General features: G+C 35.9%; 17 protein-coding genes, 1 tRNA gene and 1 other annotated feature. Of the genes, 14 read left to right on the forward strand and 4 right to left on the reverse strand.

From position 1 onward, the window contains the following. The first annotated feature begins 33 nt into the window (after nucleotides 1–33). Nucleotides 34–519, forward strand: a complete 486-nt coding sequence (locus tag DKL58_RS02875) for a prolyl-tRNA synthetase associated domain-containing protein (protein ID WP_109586026.1) — start codon at nucleotides 34–36, stop codon at nucleotides 517–519. 171 nt (nucleotides 520–690) lie between these two features. Then, nucleotides 691–2,349 (forward strand): IS1182 family transposase, encoded by a 1,659-nt coding sequence (locus tag DKL58_RS02880; protein WP_109586027.1) that lies wholly within the window; start codon nucleotides 691–693, stop codon nucleotides 2,347–2,349. Here DKL58_RS02880 and DKL58_RS02885 read toward each other — a convergent pair. Further along, entirely contained in the window at nucleotides 2,306–3,127 is an 822-nt protein-coding gene (locus DKL58_RS02885) for a MurR/RpiR family transcriptional regulator (protein WP_109586028.1), read from the reverse strand. The two genes, DKL58_RS02880 and DKL58_RS02885, sit on opposite strands and share 44 nt — an antisense overlap. 139 nt (nucleotides 3,128–3,266) lie before the next feature. Here DKL58_RS02885 and DKL58_RS02890 point away from each other — a divergent pair, with 139 nt between their 5' ends. From DKL58_RS02890 to DKL58_RS02935, 10 genes are all read left to right on the forward strand, one after another. Then, complete coding sequence (locus DKL58_RS02890) at nucleotides 3,267–3,968, forward strand: N-acetylmannosamine-6-phosphate 2-epimerase (RefSeq protein ID WP_109586029.1); 702 nt, start codon at nucleotides 3,267–3,269, stop codon at nucleotides 3,966–3,968. A 1-nt stretch (nucleotide 3,969) separates the two neighbouring features. After that, nucleotides 3,970–6,015 carry a PTS sugar transporter subunit IIABC gene (locus DKL58_RS02895; protein WP_239386419.1) on the forward strand — a complete coding sequence of 682 codons (2,046 nt, stop codon included), beginning with the start codon at nucleotides 3,970–3,972 and terminating at the stop codon, nucleotides 6,013–6,015. Between the two features lie 1,047 nt (nucleotides 6,016–7,062). Continuing rightward, nucleotides 7,063–7,301 (forward strand) — a binding site (T-box leader). A gap of 49 nt (nucleotides 7,302–7,350) precedes the next feature. Then, entirely contained in the window at nucleotides 7,351–8,535 is a 1,185-nt protein-coding gene (locus tag DKL58_RS02900) for a metal-dependent hydrolase family protein (protein ID WP_109586030.1), read from the forward strand. 94 nt (nucleotides 8,536–8,629) lie between these two features. Continuing rightward, the gene (locus DKL58_RS02905) at nucleotides 8,630–9,001 is read left to right on the forward strand and encodes a hypothetical protein (RefSeq protein ID WP_046331814.1); all 372 of its coding nucleotides are present in this window, start codon (nucleotides 8,630–8,632) and stop codon (nucleotides 8,999–9,001) included. Between the two features lie 162 nt (nucleotides 9,002–9,163). Further along, nucleotides 9,164–10,165 (forward strand): D-2-hydroxyacid dehydrogenase, encoded by a 1,002-nt coding sequence (locus DKL58_RS02910; RefSeq protein WP_109586031.1) that lies wholly within the window; start codon nucleotides 9,164–9,166, stop codon nucleotides 10,163–10,165. A gap of 125 nt (nucleotides 10,166–10,290) precedes the next feature. Continuing rightward, nucleotides 10,291–10,998, forward strand: coding sequence for a GH25 family lysozyme (locus tag DKL58_RS02915; RefSeq protein WP_109586032.1), 708 nt, complete (start codon nucleotides 10,291–10,293; stop codon nucleotides 10,996–10,998). Further along, complete coding sequence (locus DKL58_RS02920; RefSeq protein WP_109586033.1) at nucleotides 10,995–12,230, forward strand: DEAD/DEAH box helicase; 1,236 nt, start codon at nucleotides 10,995–10,997, stop codon at nucleotides 12,228–12,230. Before DKL58_RS02915 ends, DKL58_RS02920 begins: the two co-directional genes overlap by 4 nt. Continuing rightward, nucleotides 12,227–13,555, forward strand: coding sequence for a PTS sugar transporter subunit IIC (locus DKL58_RS02925; RefSeq protein ID WP_109586034.1), 1,329 nt, complete (start codon nucleotides 12,227–12,229; stop codon nucleotides 13,553–13,555). The genes DKL58_RS02920 and DKL58_RS02925 overlap by 4 nt, the downstream gene beginning before the upstream one ends. A gap of 53 nt (nucleotides 13,556–13,608) precedes the next feature. Next, nucleotides 13,609–13,681, forward strand: a tRNA-Arg gene (locus DKL58_RS02930). Between the two features lie 143 nt (nucleotides 13,682–13,824). Next, nucleotides 13,825–14,265: a hypothetical protein gene (locus tag DKL58_RS02935; protein WP_109586035.1), complete on the forward strand. Its 441-nt coding sequence runs from the start codon at nucleotides 13,825–13,827 to the stop codon at nucleotides 14,263–14,265. 167 nt (nucleotides 14,266–14,432) lie between these two features. Here DKL58_RS02935 and DKL58_RS02940 read toward each other — a convergent pair whose 3' ends face one another. After that, nucleotides 14,433–14,669, reverse strand: coding sequence for a DUF2188 domain-containing protein (locus DKL58_RS02940; protein ID WP_109586036.1), 237 nt, complete (start codon nucleotides 14,667–14,669; stop codon nucleotides 14,433–14,435). Nucleotides 14,670–15,078: 409 nt separating this feature from the next. On the opposite strand from DKL58_RS02940, the gene wecB reads away from it, so the two are divergent. Next, complete coding sequence (wecB, locus tag DKL58_RS02950; protein WP_109586038.1) at nucleotides 15,079–16,221, forward strand: non-hydrolyzing UDP-N-acetylglucosamine 2-epimerase; 1,143 nt, start codon at nucleotides 15,079–15,081, stop codon at nucleotides 16,219–16,221. 53 nt (nucleotides 16,222–16,274) lie between these two features. On the opposite strand, the gene DKL58_RS02955 is transcribed toward wecB, so the two are convergent. Both DKL58_RS02955 and DKL58_RS02960 read right to left on the reverse strand, forming a co-directional pair. Then, entirely contained in the window at nucleotides 16,275–16,805 is a 531-nt protein-coding gene (locus tag DKL58_RS02955; RefSeq protein WP_109586039.1) for a GtrA family protein, read from the reverse strand. Continuing rightward, a complete protein-coding gene (locus DKL58_RS02960) occupies nucleotides 16,798–17,244 on the reverse strand; it encodes a flavodoxin (RefSeq protein ID WP_109586040.1) in 447 nt (148 codons plus the stop codon). The genes DKL58_RS02955 and DKL58_RS02960 overlap by 8 nt, the downstream gene beginning before the upstream one ends. Before the next feature lie 136 nt (nucleotides 17,245–17,380). On the opposite strand from DKL58_RS02960, the gene map reads away from it, so the two are divergent. Further along, on the forward strand, nucleotides 17,381–18,208 hold the full coding sequence (gene map, locus DKL58_RS02965; protein WP_109586041.1) for a type I methionyl aminopeptidase: 828 nt from the start codon (nucleotides 17,381–17,383) through the stop codon (nucleotides 18,206–18,208). Nucleotides 18,209–18,211: the final 3 nt, after the last annotated feature.

The raw sequence follows: 18,211 nt of genomic DNA on the forward strand, positions 1-18,211 counted from the left end.
AAGTAGTGATTAGTAGATATTTTGCGATGCCAAATGAACAAAAGCGAAACATTACATTACCTTGATCAACACGGAATTAAATATGAAATAGTAGTGCACCAGGCTGTTTATAATATGGCAGAAATGGAAAAAATTGCTCTGCCGCATCCTGAAGCAGATGCTAAAAATTTGTTTGTGAGGGATGACAAGAAACGTAACTACTATCTTTTGACTATTAAGGGCGATAAAAGAGTCAACTTACAGCAATTTCGTGAGGAAAATGGCACTCGCAGACTTAGTTTTGCCTCACCGCAAGATTTGAAAGAAAAAATGGATTTGGAACCTGGCTCAGTTACACCTTTAGGTCTGTTAAACGATCCTGAGCATAAAATACCGTTTTACCTTGACTCATATTTTAGTGACCAGCCTAGAATCGCTGTTCATCCCAACGACAATACAGCTACTATTTGGTTAAAGCCGCAAGATTTGCTTAAAGTCATAAAGGATTTGGGCAATCCTGTTAGGGTAGTAAAGATGTAATTTTTATTCTGAGTATTATAAAAGATGAGTCTGGGAAAAAACTAGTTCTCAGGCCACGAAAAAAGAACGATAATTTCCTAACGGATTTCATCGTTCTTTTGGTATACTTTTAGCTTCTGCCTTGATATTATTAAATCACCACAAAATAAAAACAAAAAGGTGGAAACTAACATGTACAAAGATTATATCACAGGCCAAACTGCTTTAACACTTAATTTAGACTTTACTATTCCTAATAATCACTTAGCGACCGTGATTGGCTGGTTCGTTGACTCGATCCCAGAAGAAGTTTTGCTGGGTGATACTGCCAAAACTGGGCGGCCTGCTTATCACCCGGCTATGATGCTGAAGATTTTGCTCTTTGCTTATTGTCGCAGAGTGTTTTCAGGCAGAAAGATTGAGCTGCTGCTAGCAGAAAATCTGCCGCTGATGGTATTAGCTGAGCACCAGCAGATTTCATATCATACGATCAATAACTTTAGATCAAGCGACCACGCTAACGAATTGGTTAAGAAAAGCTTCCTTTACTTTACTAATCTTTTAGAGGCAGAAGGCCTGATCAATGAAGGGGCGCTCTTCATTGATGGCACAAAAATTGCAGCTGATGCTAATCGCTATACTTTTGTTTGGCGCAAGGCAGTCGAGAAGTTTCATGAAAAGTTAAAAGGTCAAGCAGTTGAGCTTTATGACGAACTGATTACCAAAGAAGTCGTTAAAGCAATGGCGCAAGAGCCTAAAGTCATTCCTGGTGGTTCTCCTAAAAAAGCCAGAAGACGTGGTCTTAAGAAGCTGCTTCATCAGCTAAAAAAAGATTATGTTCCTAGAATGAAGAAATATGAAGAAGCAGAAAAAATCTTTGCCGGGCGCAATAGTTATTCCAAGACAGACCATGACGCGACTTTCATGCATATGAAAGAAGATCATATGAAGAATGGGCAGCTCAAGCCAGGCTACAATATTCAAGCAGCGACTACGAATCAATATGTAGTTGACTTTGCTTTGTATCCTAATCCAACTGACTTTAAGACCCTAGAACCATTTTTAAAACAAATGACGACACTGGATAAGTTTGACAAGATTGTCGCCGATGCTGGTTATGGCAGTGAATATAACTACTCACTGCTAGAAGACAAGTATTCAAATAAAAAGTACTACATTCCCTATACTATGTACGAAAAGGAACAAACTCGGAAATATAAGAATGATCCGACTAAGCTGATTAACTGGTTCTATAATGAAAAAGACGATTACTACCTTGATCAAAATGGCGTTAAATTCAACTTCAAATATTATAGCCAGCGCCAGGAGCGCTCGACTGGTCAAGTACGTGATTTTAAGGTCTATGAAGCAGATGAAGTACAACTAACGCCGGAACTAGAGCAATTGGCAAAAACCAAAAGCGGATATCAACGCCAAGTACGCTATAATCCTAACTGGCAGTACTTAAAAGAAAAAGCCAAAGCAGTTCTCCAAAGTCCCGCAGGCAGACACAACTATAGCATGAGAAAGTATGATGTCGAGCCAGTTTTCGGGCATTTGAAGAACGTCTTTGGCATGCGCCGAACCCATTTAAGAGGGAAAAAGAAGGTAGAAACCGATGTTGGAATAGCCTTCATGATGATGAATTTAAGCAAATATTGGCATAGAAGATGGCCTAAGGACCATTCTTTTTTATTCAAGAATAAAAAGAGACAGAAAAAGACGATCAAATTAAGATTTAAATTGATCGTCTTTTGTTATCTGGGAGTTAGTTTTTTCCCAGACTCATCTTTTTTTATAGCAACTTTTAAATTTCCTTTTTTAATATTTCAGGTAGGACTTTTTCCTTGATGGAATTGCTATCAATTTTAGTATAAATTTCGTACCCGCGTGCTAACACATCGCACAGATAAAGTTGAGAAACTTGTCCAGCTACAGAACCAATATTTATAAATTCTCCCACTGCTGTTTGTAATTGAACGTCGCCTAAATTTGCTATGGGCGAGCTCAATTCATTAGAAATAGTAATGATTTTTGCTCCGTTCTTTTTAGCTAGTTTTAAAGAGTCATATGTATCTTTGGTATGACCCGAAAGAGATAGGCCAATAACGACATCTTTTTTTGTTAGTAATGAACTAATTTGTACTTGAATGTGGGGATCAACTTCGGCATGCGCTATTAGACCTATCCTTAACCATGTTTTAGCAAAATCTTTTGCTGACTCTCCAGAGTGCCCTAGGCCAAATAAATAAACCCGCTTGGCTTTAGCCAGTATCTTAACCGCTTTAAGTAAATTTTGGGGAAATAACAAACTTTTAGTTTTGTTGATTGAATCGATCAATAAGTTTGCACTTTCAATATAAAAGTTACTATCCGCACTAGTAGCAGCCAATTTATTCTGCGAAATTGATTCTTGTGCTAAATAAATTTTTAGTTTAGAAAAGCCTGAAAAGCCAAGTTTCTTGCAAAGGCGAATAATAGTAGCATCGCTTGTGTCTGAAGCTATGGCCAATGATTTTATCGTATCGTAAATTACTTGTTCTGCGTGACTAGCAATGTAATTAGCTAATTTTACTTCAGATTTGGTCAACTCTTTTTTGTTCTCATTAAATAATTGAATAAAATTCATTTCTTAAAAAGCCTCTTTCGCTAATGAGTAAATTATATCATCCTTTTTCAAGAAAACGATTGCATTTCCCGTCAAAAAATAATATCATACTTTATGAAGTAAAACTTCAAAAAATAATATTAATGGAGTAAAAATACACATGGAAAAAGAAAAGTTCATTAATAAGATCCATAAGGGATTGATTGTTTCTTGCCAGGCTTTACCCGGAGAACCTTTGTATACTGAAAAAGGAGGGATAATGCCTCTTATGGCGAAGGCTGCTGAAGAAGCAGGTGCGGTAGGTATACGTGCAAATTCAGTACGTGATATTAAAGAAATTCAAGCTATGGTTAGTTTACCTATAATCGGAATCATAAAAAAGGATTATCCCCCTGAAGAGCCGTACATTACACCAACGATGAAAGAAGTAGACGAATTAGTTGAAGCCAAGGTTGATGTTATAGCTTTTGACTGCACTTTACGTCCTCGGCATGACGGACAAACCATTAATCAATTTATCAAAGAAGTTAAATTGAAATATCCGCATCAGTTAATGATGGCTGATATATCAAATTTTGAAGAAGCACAGAATGCTTATGAATGTGGCGTAGATTTTGTTGGTACTACCTTGGCTGGTTATACAGCTGAAAGTGAAAACAAGTCTGGACCAGATTTTCAATTAATTAAAAAAATTGTGGATGTTGACCTGCCACTAATTGCAGAGGGTAAAATTCATACTCCAGCTGAATTAAAAAAGGTAATAGACCTTAATCCGCTTGGAATCGTAGTTGGTGGTGCTATTACCAGACCTCTGCAAATTGCTAGGACGTTCACTTCAGTATTTAAAAAAGGGAGAGAATAAAATGACTAAAAATAAGAGATTCACTGCAATTGGTCAGTGGTTTTCCCAATTAGGGCAAGCTTTCATGTTGCCAATTGCTATTTTGCCGGTTGCCGGTTTATTGTTAGGACTTGGCGGAGCTCTAACAAATGATGCGGCTGTTTCAGCTTTTCCAGTTTTAAATCAAGTTTGGTTACAAAATACATTAAAAATAATGAATTTTGCTGGTAACGCAGTTTTTAGTAACTTGGCTTTAATCTTTTCAATTGGATTGGCAGTAGGCTTAGCTAAAGGTGATAAGGGTACTGCCGGTTTAGCAGGTGGTGTAGCTTATCTTGTATATACTGCGACAATTTCTGGTTTGCTACAATTGTTTAACCCTAAAAATACAATTGACACCGGTGTTTTAGGTGCGATCGTAATAGGTTCCGTTGTTGCATACTTGCATAATCATTACCGTAAAATTCAATTGCCACAATTTTTAGGCTTTTTTGGCGGATCAAGATTCGTACCAATTATTTCTGCAATTGCTGCTATAGTTATCGGTGCAATATTTTACTTAATCTGGCCTCCAATTCAAGGTTGGCTGACTACTGCAGGACATGCAATTGCCGCTATGGGTAGTTTTGGTAGTTTCTTGTATGGATTTTTATTAAGGCTGACTGGAGCCGTCGGTTTACATCATACTATTTATCCGATGTTCTGGTATACAGCCCTTGGTGGTACAGCAGAAGTAGCTGGAAAAACCGTTGTCGGAGCGCAAAACATTTTCTTTGCCCAATTAGCTGATCCAAATTTCCATGGTTTATTCACTTATGGTACTCGATTTTTCGCCGGACGTTTTGCAACCATGATGTTTGGCTTGCCTGGAGCTGCTTTAGCAATGTATCTTTGCCTGCCAAAAGCTAACAGGAAAAAAGATGGGGGATTGTATCTTTCAGGTGGTCTTACTTCTTTTCTTACAGGTATTACCGAACCTTTAGAATACTCATTTCTGTTTGTAGCTCCTTGGTTATATTTAATTCATTCATTTCTTGATGGTTGCTCATTCTATCTTGCAGATATTATGAACATCAGAATTGGTAATTCATTTTCTGGTGGATTAATAGATTATCTGTTATTTGGTGTTTTGCAAGGAAAAGATAAAACCAACTGGCCTAATGTATTAATTATTGGGGTTATTTGGTTTTTCCTCTACTTCTTTGTTTTTACTTTTTGTATTAAAAAATTCCACGTCAATATTCCAGGAATGCAAACTGAAGTAGATAATGACGTTGAAAAAAATAATCAAAAATCAGGAAATGCCACCAGTCTGCATACAGAGTCCGAGCAAATTATTGCTGCTTTAGGTGGGGCTGAAAATATAAATACTATTTCTGCTTGTGCTACCAGATTAAGAGTTTCACTTAAAGATAACAGTCGAGTTAATGAACCTGTATTTAAAAAATTAGGTTCTCCGGGTGTTTTAAAAGTTGCTGGTGGACTTCAAATTATTTTTGGTGGTAAAGCTGACCTTTATAGTCAAGAAATAAATGATTTGCTTGCGCACCCTAAAAGAATAAAAGAGACCATAACTAGCCATGATGCTGAAGATAATAAAATTAAAATTGAGTTTACTGCGCCCGTTAATGGTAAATTTAAATCTTTAGTTGATGTTGATGATGAAGTCTTTTCTAAAAAAATGATGGGTGAAGGTTTTGCAATTGAACCAAGTGATCAACATGTTTTTAGTCCAGTAGAAGCTGAAGTTATTTCAATTTTTAAGACCAAGCATGCAATTGGGCTTAAAACGAAAGGCGGACTGGAAGTATTATTACATATGGGAATCGATACTGTTGATCTAGCAGGCAAACCGTTTACTATTAAAGTAAAAGAAGGAGATAAAGTTTCTCCGAAAACCGAGTTGGCAGAAGTTGATCTTGAACAAATTAAAGCAAGTGGCAAAAAGTCAACGATTATTACAGTAATTACAAATTCAATAGATCATGTTATGAAAGCGAGTGATGATGCTAAAACAGGCGATGAGGTTCACGCTCAAGATGATGTTTATCATGCTTTAATCAAATAAATCAAATTAGTAGTTAAGATGATATTGGTTAGCAAAAGATTAGTCCTTTGTTGATTGTGATTTTATTTTTAACCAGTATTAAAAAGATATATTTCTCAAGTTGGAGTATTTAAAAATAATGTAAATTAAAAGCTATTTTGTTGATAAACCATACAGCTATTTGTTTGTATATATTAACTAAATAAATACCACTAAATTATTAACAAAAGGTAAATATTTTTATTCATGAATGTAATTGGTTAAATTATATCAACTTTCATTGTAGAATCTTTTTCGTTGCCGTTAATCTCTGGTCAGGACTAGGGTATTGCTTTAAAAGCACCAAGAAATTAAGACCTGAACGCAGGCAATAATGGTAACGAATCCGGTGTTAAAAATATAGTTATCAGTTTAACCGTGACTTTAATTAAAACATTTACATCATTGTTAATTAAGCATCTTTCTTTCTTGTGTATAAATCTAATTTCTCAATCAACTATTGTTTTAGTTAGAATAATTAATATTCATTTAATCATTTAATCGTGATGGCTTTCATCTGGTTAATTTTATGTGAATTTGCTAATATCTCATCAACGTTGAAACAAAATAGCGGATGATTAAAGCAAAAAGTTGAGGCTCTTGCCTTTTACCCCTTTCAGGAAAAAGGATTGTTAGTTGATCACTTAAGCTAATACTAGTTGCAAACTAGTAGAAAAAACGCATATGAGTAGGGATAGATTAATTATTAGCATTCTGACTAAACGATAAAAGACAATGGTAATCACAACTAATTTTAAGTCGTAATTGGAGGTGTGGCATCAAAGCGGTTATCGATTACCTGTTACTAAAATTTTACCTAGCATAAAATTAAAAAAAGCAATATCATCAGGTTAAACAAAATAACTATTATAAAAACATCAGAAAAGTAAGGCTAAGATGATAAAATTTTTTACCATTCTTAGCCAAATAGTTAATGCTATACCCCCAAGTGAACTGCCGATTCTTCATTTTTACTTCATGGTGTTGACATAATTAATAAATAATGATAGATTAAAAGTCAATTAAATAAACAACATCTTGCAAAGCAGAGTAACTATTTTGTTGCTGATAAAGAGAGCTGATATTTGGTGAAAATCAGTTAGCAGTAAGTAGTGAACATGGGCTTCTAATTGATGTCCATTGGTGATAATCAGCCAGTGGCGGAGTTGCATCCGTTATTTTTGCAAGCTATTGTTTGATAGTTAATGAGGTTTATTACGTGAGTAATAAATGAATAAAAGGTGGTAACGCGAGCACTCGTCCTTAAGAAGAAAAGGATGAGTGCTTTTTTTATACAAAAATTTGGAGGTTTTTTAGATGACTAAAACTGCTTATACTAACGTTAATTTGTTTAACGGGATTAATGATAAAATTCAGTCTAATACAACATTAGTGGTTGATGACGAGAGTGGTAAGATTACGGAAATTGTTGCAGGTACTGCGCCACAAGCTGATCAGACGGTAGATTTACAAAATAAATATGTGATTCCTGGTCTAATCAATTGCCATACACATATTATTATGGATCCCTTAACCCCTGATGGTGGTAGTGAATCTGATGTAGTTTCTTCAACCGTGCGTGCAGTAAACCATTTGCATGATTTATTAAAATCCGGTGTTACCTATATTCGTGAATGTGGCAGCACTTATAATATCGATATTGCTCTTAATAATTTAATTAAGAAAAATAAGTTAACTAAGGTGCCAGAAATCGTGCCAGCAGGACACCCGTTTTCTATGACTGGGGGACACGGCGATTTGCCTAATTTTGGTGTGCTGGTCGATTCACCAGATGAAATGCGTAAAGCTGTGCGCCAGGGAATTAAGGCCGGTGCCAAAGCAATTAAAGTCATGGCCACAGGTGGCGTCATGACTGAAAACGATTCTCTTGATGATCCTCAATTAAGTGAAGCTGAAATGCACGTTGCAGTAGAAGAAGCTCACCACAAGGGTTTAACTGTGGCCGCACATGCGGAAGGCAACCCAGGAATTTTGAATGCGATTAAGGCCGGCGTTGACAGCATTGAGCACGGCTTCTACGTTAATGATGAAGAAATTAAGCTGATGATTGAAAAAGGAACATACTTAACCCCAACAATAGTTGGAGCTTGGGCATTCATCGAATATGCTCCTGGGAAAATTCCTGACTGGGAAATGAATAAAATTGCGGCTGCTTGGAAAGATTTGCGCGGCAACATTACTAAGGCTAAAAATGCTGGTGTCAAAATTACTTTGGGCACTGATGCCGGCACACCATTTAATGACTTCACGATGACTCCTGAAGAATTGCCTTTACTAGTAGAACAAGGCTTTACTAATTTTGAAGCTTTAGAAACCAGCTATAATTCCGCTAAACTACTTAAAATTGCTGACGAATATGGTTCGCTAGAAGAGGGTAAGTACGCAGACTTTTTGGTACTTGATGAAAATCCGTTAGAGAAGATCAGTGCGGTTGTCCAAAAAGACAAAGCGGTTTACAAAAAGGGCAAAAGAGCTTACTAAAGAAAAGCACATTATTTTGTGATTGCGAACAAATGTTTCATAATAAAAGAAGCTACTAGAAAAGCAGCTTCTTTTATTTTTTAGGAGGACAAAAATGAATCAGAAGTTTTTAGATGTCATGAATGATGAAGGACCAGTCACCATTGTTACTATTAATGCCAACCCAGCCAGTGTGGTAAATACGTGGATGTCGTATGTAAAAGTCGACGAGGCAAATAATTGCCTTTATATCCCTGCAGCGGGAATGCACAGTATTGAGAATGATTTTGCCCAAGATAATCATGTCCTATTAACTATGGGTTCAAAAAAAGTAGAGGGTACAGCTGGCCCAGGAGCTGGCTTTCATGTTAAAGGAACCGGAAAATTTTTGGCAGAAGGACCAGAATTCTCTGAAATGCAGGCACGTTTTCCCTGGTTAAGAGAGGTTTTACGGGTTAATATCAACCAAATTGAACAAAAAATTTAATTTAGCACTTTAAAATAATGTGCAAATCTGATGGTCTTATTAGCTTTCATATGATTAGGCTTAAATTATTAATTATTATTTTTTAAAATTTATCTTTAATTTTATTCTAATTTTAGATACAATAAGAGATATAAATTTTTTATCCAAAAAGGAGGATTAATAATGAAAGCTTTACTTTACAATATGACCCCGGAGCAACAGGTTTATGCTGACAAGTGGAATAAAGATCATCCTGAAGATGATTTGGTTTCAACTGAAGACAAGCTTGATGCTAAGACTGTTGAGATGGCGCAAGGCTATGATGTTGTCAGCGTTTTGCAGGTCTTCGATATAGATGAGGAAGAGGTCTATCGTAAATTGAGCTCATATGGAATTAAGCAAATAGCTTTAAGGTCTGTTGGGTATAACATTGTTAATTTTGATTTTGTGCACAAGTATCATATGATTGTAACGAACACACCGGCATATTCTCCACGTGCAGTGGCGGAGAATACTTTGACTTCTGCAATGTACTTGTTGAGAAAGTGGGGTCCTATTTTAGATAATGAAAGAGAACACCTCAATTTTGTTCGGTCTGAAGATTTGATGAGTGATGAAATCTATAACCAAACAGTTGGTATTATTGGTGTTGGTCGTATTGGTTCTTGCGTTGCAGAAATGTTTCATGCTTTAGGAGCCAAAGTACTCGGTTATGACTTGGTTGAAAATCCTGCCAACGAGGCATTTTTGGAATATACCGATTTTGATACCGTAGTTAAAAACGCAGACATTTTGACGTTGCATACGCCTCTTGAGCCTTCAATGGAAAACATGATTAGTGCCAAGCAATTTAAAGAAATGAAGAACACCGCATATCTGATTAATGCAGCTAGAGGTCCATTGGTTAACACTCAAGACTTGATTGATGCATTGAAGAACAAAGAAATTGCTGGTGCTTCATTGGATGTGATGACTGGTGAAGAGGCAATTGTTATGAAGAAATTTAAAGATATTTCCGAATTGCCAGTTGAGTACCAGGAATTAGCAAAAATGCCTAACGTAATCTTTACACCGCATTCCGCATACTACACGAAGACCTCTGTCAAGAATATGATTGAACACAGTATGACTGATGTTAAGCGCGTTTTAAATGGTCAAAAGCCAGTATATTTAGTTGAAGAATAATTTTTGTTTATTAAGTGATCGACTTTATGGTCGATCACTTTTTTTATTGCTAAGATTGTAGTTAGCAACTCTGGTGGAAAAATTGCTATAATGTACAGGTGTAGAAAAAATAAACGGAGAAAAAGATGAAAAGGTTTCATCATAAGTTTACGCTACCTGCAATTCTAATCTTACTAGTTGTTGCAATTGGACTTCTTATCACTGGTATAGCCAATATGCATAACCAGACGACATTGCCACCAAACGGTAATTCAAGTGCAATTGGCGTTGAATTAAACCAGGATTATGGTTATGTTGATTTACATGAACTGCAGGCTAATGGCATTTCATTTGTCTATTTGAGAAGTACACAGGGGCGCTCGTACTTTGACGATGATTATTTGTCTTATCGTGATCAAATATTAGGAACTAAACTTGCTTTTGGCACCATCGTTGCTTACAGCAATGAATCAACACCAGTGCAGCACTATCAGTATTTTTTGAAAAAGGTAGGCACGGACACGGGTAGTTTGCCGATTTGGATAGAACCAGCTATTGATAACTATGATTTAGCATATATTAAACAAATGGCTCAATTTGCTAGTATGCTTCAAGGATTAAATAAGCGTGTCATGGTAGATGTAGCTGTTAAGTATAAAAAATATTTTCCCCATGATGTACAGTTCATTACTGGTGGCAAAAAGGCCCCGAACAAAATGCAATATTCATTCTGGCGCTATAACAATGACGGCCGGGTAAAGTCTGTAAGAAATTTAGAAAGTGGGGTAGTTATGCTGACATACAATGGTACAGTTACCCAGTACAAGGAGAAATACGGACAATTAACACAATAATGAAACAAGAAATTCAATCAGTTTTAACAAAATTAAAAATGGCTGAACCAACTTTGATTCAGCAAGAAACGCGAACTCCAATTTTAAATGGTGCAAGTTGTATCGCGCTTGCCAAAACAGGAACGGGAAAAACCTTGGCTTATGCGCTACCTGCATTGGAAAAAGTAGAAAAAGGCAAACCAAACAGCTTAATTATTATTGCACCGACAACAGAATTAGCGGTGCAGATTCGCCATGCCATTAATCCCTTTATTCATACTCTCGCTTTAACTGGAATTACACTTGTTGGAGCAGGAAATCGCAAACGTCAGGAAGATAATTTAAAAAAGAAACATCCTGAAATTGTCGTTGCCACTCCCGGAAGATTTTTTGATTTCTTTTCAGCCAATCGCATCAAAGTTAATCAAATAAGAACTCTGGTAGTAGATGAGGCGGATGACGTTTTAGAATTTAATAAAATGGAATTATTAAGTTCTTTAGGACAAAATATGACAGCTGATGCGCAGATCTTGCTTTTTGGTGCTACTGAATCAGAGATAACCAAACAGGCAGAAGATATTTTTGCTCGCAAATTTATCACGATTGATGTGCGACCAGAACAGAAATCAACTGTTAAAAATTATTTTTTGCAAATAGATAATGCGCATAAAGTTGATTTTATTCAGCGGTTAATGCGCCTTGATTGTTTTAAAGGTATCCTATTTTTTGATTCAAACCAAACAATGATGCGTTTTGCCGGTATTTTGGCACATACTAAGACTAAATTTGGTATTTTAGCTAATGACTTTGGCAAGCAGAAAAGAGAGGAAGCTCTTAATAATTTTAAAGTTGGCAGAATTAAATTGCTTCTAGGAACAGACTTGGCTGCTCGCGGTTTAGACATTGCAGGGGTAACATATGTGGTAAATTACGACATCCCTAGTGAGATTAACACGTACATGCATCGTGCCGGAAGAACTGGCCGCATGGGTGCCAAAGGATTTGTGGTAACTTTAGGTGATGATCATGATCTGCGCGATCTTAGGAAGCTGCTTGAGCAGAGTGTTAAAATTGAACGGGTATATTTTGCAGGGTTTCATTTAACTACTAAAATGCCACGTAAAAAGGAAAATAAGAAACAGGACGCAACTAAAGAAAAGAAGGTTAGTGGATCAAGCAAAAAACATAAAAAGCATAAGAATAAAAATAAGGGCTATCATCCCCATTATTTGAAAAGAAAGGAGCAAAAATGAGTCGATTAGTAGCTTGGCTGGAAGACTATATCTTGCCTTTAGCAAATAAATTAGGGCAAACTCACTGGCTGGTGGCATTAAGGGATGCATTTGTCTCAGTAATGCCAATTACTATTGCAGGTTCCCTTGCTGTTTTGGTCAAAAGTCTGATTGCTGCAGCCAAGACCGAATTAGGCTGGTATACTTTTGCCTGGGCAATGCAGCCACTCTCGTTAGTATGTAATGTAGTTTGGCGTGGTACTTTTGCTTTATTTGCCCTCTTTTTGTCAATGTCTTTAGGCTATCATTTAGCTAAAAGCATGGAAGTTGATCCAGTTGCCGGAGCAATTGTTTCCCTGTCTTCGTTGGCCATGAGCATTGCTAATTTAACTAAACTTAAAATTAACGGCAAAGTAGTTCCTGTTCAAAAAGCTTTTAACATTTCACAATTTTCAACTACCGGCATTTTTACTGCAATTTTATTTGGCTCAATCGGTGTAGCTATCTTTGCCCTTTGTTTTAGGGCGAGAATCAAACTTCACCTTTCTGCTAATTTGCCTTATGCAGAGCAGATGGCATTTGATTCACTCATTCCCGCAATTATTGCGATATTTTGCGTTGGTATGATTAATTTTGTCTTTCAGACAATCACGGGAACTTTTTTTGGCAACTGGCTGCTCAATTCGATTCAAACCCCTTTAGTAAAATTAGGTCAAGGCTTCGGCATGGTGATGCTTGTGACCTTATTAGTTCAGATTTTCAGCTTTTTTGGTTTTAATGGCTTAAGCGTTTGGGCTCCAATTTTAGATTCAATTTGGTTAACTGCCCAGAATGTCAACGTCACAGCTGCTCGTGCAGGAAGAGAAGCACCTTTTATTTGGGTTCGTGGATCGTTTGACGCATTTGCTTGGTTTGGAGGAGCAGGGGGAACATTGATGTTAATTGTGGCCATACTGCTGTTTTCCAAGAGGAGTGACTACCGGACAATTGCTAAAGTTGCACTAGCTCCAGGAATTTTTAATATCAATGAACCAATTATTTTTGGCTTGCCTGTAGTTCTTAATCCCGTTTATTTTATTCCATTTGTCCTTGCCCCATTAGTCAATGTGGCTTTTTCTTACGGTGTCAGCATGATGAATTTAGTTAATCCTGTCCAAGTAGCAGTTCCTGCCGTTGTGCCCCCAATCATCGGGCCATTTTTAGCTTGTAATTATGATTGGCGTGCTATCGTATTGTCAATTGTTAACATGCTGATAGCTTTAGCCATTTGGACACCCTTTGTTTTTGCGGCAGATAAAATCGCTGATTCTAATGCACCACAACCATATTTTACTCGTCAATATTAGTTACTAAAAAAATTGGCTTTTATCACTCAAATTTGGTAAAGTTAATTTATTGCGACCCTGTAGTTTATCTGGATAGAACAATGGTCTCCTAAACCGTAGAGGTGAGTTCGAATCTCACCGGGGTCATATAATGTTTAATTTAAATGCAAATTTGGTAGCATTTAAATTTATTAGAAACAGTTGCTAATCTTTTGTAGCAGGACAATTTTGTCTTAACTAACCTATTTTAAACGAGATTGGCTTTTTTAGTTTAATTAGATTTTTTAAAAATGAATCCACACAAAATGTCTTTACCCGAAGTTTTAGCTAATTTTCGGGCTCGTAATGTAATTTTTGAATTAAAAGATGGTACTAAAAGAACAATTTTTGTTAATGAAATTGAGGATGAAGATGATGACCAGCCTGAAATGATTTTTATGGCTGATGATCCAAAAGATGATGTTTTTATCTCTCAAGTGGTTGATGCAATTCCAGGCAGCGCCAATTTTTCTTTGGCTATACATCAAATGACATACTGTGAATTAAAATTTGTCCTAAAAGGTAAAAAAGCTGAATTTAAACTTAAAGATGGTGCAATTAAAACTTTTATTGTAACGAATGTTTTAATCAAAAATGCAGCAAAGACCAATTTCACATTTGTTGGTAACAAAAAAGAAGATAGTATTGATAGTTCAGATATTTTAGGGGTAAAAATAATTGTGGACAAATAAAAGTCTGATTACCAAGAAGATAATCAGACCAGAATTTGAAAGATTTGTTATTTATGTAAATATGAATAAAATAAAGTTTATATTTTAGTTTGAGAAATATAGATTAATTAAAATGTCAGAATAGATAAAATATATGAAAATAGTAGTAATAACAATGTATCGATATATTAGCCTGCGGCTTTGGGACTGTCACGACCATACGAATTTTTAAGATTAATACGCCCGTTTCTTTTTTGACTAATTAGTTCGGTCTTTTTCTTTTGTGCCAGACTTTTTGCATATTCTAAAGCATCAGCTTTTCTGTCAAAAGTTTTAGAGATTTTGTCGCTACCAGCAATTTTAACAGCCCATTTATCGTCGTGAGTAGTGACCCAAACATTTTTAGTGACTTCCGCCTTACCCATAATTTATTCACCTCTTTTCAAAATCATTATACAGCGAATTAATATATAAAGTGAAAGAATAAACACTTTTATAAAATAAATATTTGTGTAGTTACTGATCTAGAGCATTTTCTTACTATATTTTTAATATAAAGGTGATTTCAAAATACGAATAACTAAAAAGATAATTAATATGAATAGAATTACTGCTATTCCAAGTAAAATTCTTCTGCATTTGACTGTCTTTCTGCCGTCAAAACTAAAGACAAAACAAAAAGCTGCTAAAACTATTAACAGTCCTGTAATTAGTAATAATTTAAATCCATGATACATTTCTTCACCAACTTTTGTTATTCAATAGTTATTAAACCATAATTTACTTGTTTTTTTGCCGCTAATTTACTAATATATTAATAAAATGGAGGAAATTATGAGCAAAATTAGGGTAATGACTGTTTTTGGTACCAGGCCTGAGGCCATAAAGATGTCTCCGTTGGTACAGAGACTAAAAAAAGATGATCGATTTGAAGAAGTTACGGTGGTTACAGCACAACATCGAGAGATGCTGGATCAAGTTCTTAATATATTTAAAATCAAGCCGGAGTATGACTTTAATATTATGAAGAAAAACCAAACTTTAGAGAGCGTGACAGCCAAAGTATTAATCGATATGACAAAAGTTCTAAAAGAAGTTAAACCAGATATTGTTTTGGTTCATGGAGATACAACTACCAGCTTTGCTGCTGGTTTGGCCAGCTTTTATAATAAATGTCCATTGGGTCACGTTGAAGCTGGCCTTAGAACCTGGAATAAGTATTCACCTTTTCCCGAAGAAATGAATAGGCAAATGACTGATGATTTAACTGATCTTTATTTTGCACCAACTGCGGTTAGCAAGCAAAACTTGATTAAAGAAAACCACAATTCTGATAATATTTTTATCACTGGTAATACAGCTATTGATGCCTTGGAAGAAACTGTTCAAAGTGGTTACCACCATGAGGTTTTAGATCTGATTAAACCCGCAAGCAAGATAATACTTGTGACCATGCACAGGCGGGAAAATCAGGGAGAACCTATGAGACGGGTTTTTAAGGTGATGAAGCAGGTCGTAGACAACCATGATGATGTTGAAATTATTTATCCTGTGCATTTATCACCAAGTGTTCAAAAAGTTGCTCACGAAATTTTAGGTAATGACTCGCGAATTCATTTGATTGCCCCTTTAGATGTGGTTGATTTTCATAACTTAGCCAAATTAAGCTACTTCATTATGACAGATTCTGGAGGAGTTCAAGAAGAAGCTCCTGCTTTAAACAAGCCAGTCCTAGTTTTAAGAGATACTACGGAAAGGCCGGAAGGTGTTAAAGCTGGGACACTCAAATTAGTGGGAACGCAAGTTGATAACGTTAGAAATGCGATGCTGGAATTACTTGATAATAAGAAAGTGTATGACCAAATGGCCAATGCCAAGAATCCTTATGGTGATGGTCATGCATCAGAAAGAATAATGGATGATATTGCTTACTATTTTGCTCAAAATAAGGGTGAAAAACCAGCTGATTTTAAATGAATAGTCTAAATTTTGTCATACAAAAAGCCAAGAAAAATTTTCTTGGCTTTTATTTATCGCTTTTTTTCTTTACGTGACTTAATTTTTTCTTTTGCTCGCGCAATCATGGTAGTTTCTTGAGCTTGAAAAACTGATCTGGTAGTGAGGTAATTAAAAATACCCACTAAAATTTGATCAACAATTTTTACTAACAGTGCATCTAAATGAAGCCAGGACAATCCGACCAACATAATTAAACTGTCCGGAATAAGACTAATAATTCTATAAGTAAAAAAGATAATCAGTTTTTGCCAAGTTGAATGTTCCTCATCAACATTATTGATAAAAACAGCCTTTTGGTTAAATACGAAGGAGGCCAGGTTAGACACAATAAATGCAATAGTATTTGATACTAAAACAATGCTATGCCACCATTTATGTAAAACCATAAAAACCACGGTGTTGATTAGAGCCGCTATAAAACCAAAGATCATGTAAACAAATAAGTTACGATGTCTTTTGACTACTTTTTGTGCTAAGTGGTGAATTTTAGGATCAGACATTGAGTCAAATTTTTGTGAATCCATTTTCTTATTCTTAACCATTTAACTGATCAGCCATTTCCTTAGCTGCATTATCAATTGCATCTATATCGCTATCGTTTGGTGCATTTTCAATTGTAACAGGTTTAGTCACTTCTTTTGCTCCAACTTGCTTAAACTTTTTTTCAAAATCAAAGACGTTTTCACAAAAATGATCAGCATACATCATGTCACCACTGCCCATCACAGCAAAATATTTTCCAGTTAAATCCAAGTCATTTAGTTGGTCATAAAAATCTGCAATATCGTCGGTCATAGTGCCTTCGCCATAGGTATAAGTAATAAAGATGCACAAATCACTTGATAAGTAATCACTGGCGTCAGTAAATTCAGCTTCGCTCGTTTCAACGTCAAAGCCTAAATCTTGTAAATCTTCTTCCAGAATATCTGCTATATCTGCATCGTTGCCAGTCATACTTGCATAGACTATTCTAGCTTTCATTAAATTCATACCTTTCACAAAAACTAATTCATCAAAACATTATACCTAATTTTGCGTAATTAATGAAATTCTTTAGTAAACTTTTAAAAAACGCTATAATGTAATCAAACATCATTTAATAGAGGAGAATTTAAATTTGATTACAATTAAATCCATTAGAGAATTGAAGGGCATGCAAGCTTCAGGCAGGTTATTAGCATCAATGTTTGAAGGCCTGCGAGACGTGATTAAGCCCGGAATTACCACTTGGTCAATTGAAGAATTTTGTCAAGATTTTGTCAAAAGTCGTGGTGGCAGGTTGTCAGAGCAGGGCTTTGAAGGTTACAAATATGGGACATGTATTTCTGTTAATGATCAGATTGCTCATGCTACGCCACGTAAAGACACAGTTTTAAAGGAAGGCGATTTGGTTAAAGTTGATGTGACTTGCAATCTCAATGGCTTTGAAACAGATTCTTGTACTACTTACCCAGTAGGTGAAATTTCTCAAGCTGATCAGGATTTGATGGATACAACTAAAAAAGCCATGTACTTAGGTATTGATCAGGCAGTTTTAGGCAATCGTATTGGGGACATCGGAGCTGCAATACAACATTTTGTAGAAGATGAGCATCATTATGGTGACGTTAAAGAATTAGTCGGTCATGGTATCCAGCCAAGTATTCATGAAGATCCGGAAGTGCCACATTGGGGTAAAGCGGGACACGGATTAAGACTGCGTGAAGGAATGACTATTACTTGTGAACCAATGGTTGAAGCCGGTGGTGACTGGCGTATTGTTGAAAAAAGCGTTGCGGATCCAAAAGATGATTGGGTCTTTTACGCTACACCGGATGGCTCAAAATCCGCACAATTTGAACATACCTTTGCAATAACTAAGGATGGTCCTAAAATTTTAACGCTACAAAAGCCATATGATGGCTACGAAAAATACTTACCACATTTTGACGAAATGGATGACTAAATT

Origin of the sequence: Lactobacillus kullabergensis (assembly GCF_003151025.1) — a bacterium.
GTDB classification, from domain to species: Bacteria; Bacillota; Bacilli; order Lactobacillales; family Lactobacillaceae; genus Lactobacillus; species Lactobacillus kullabergensis.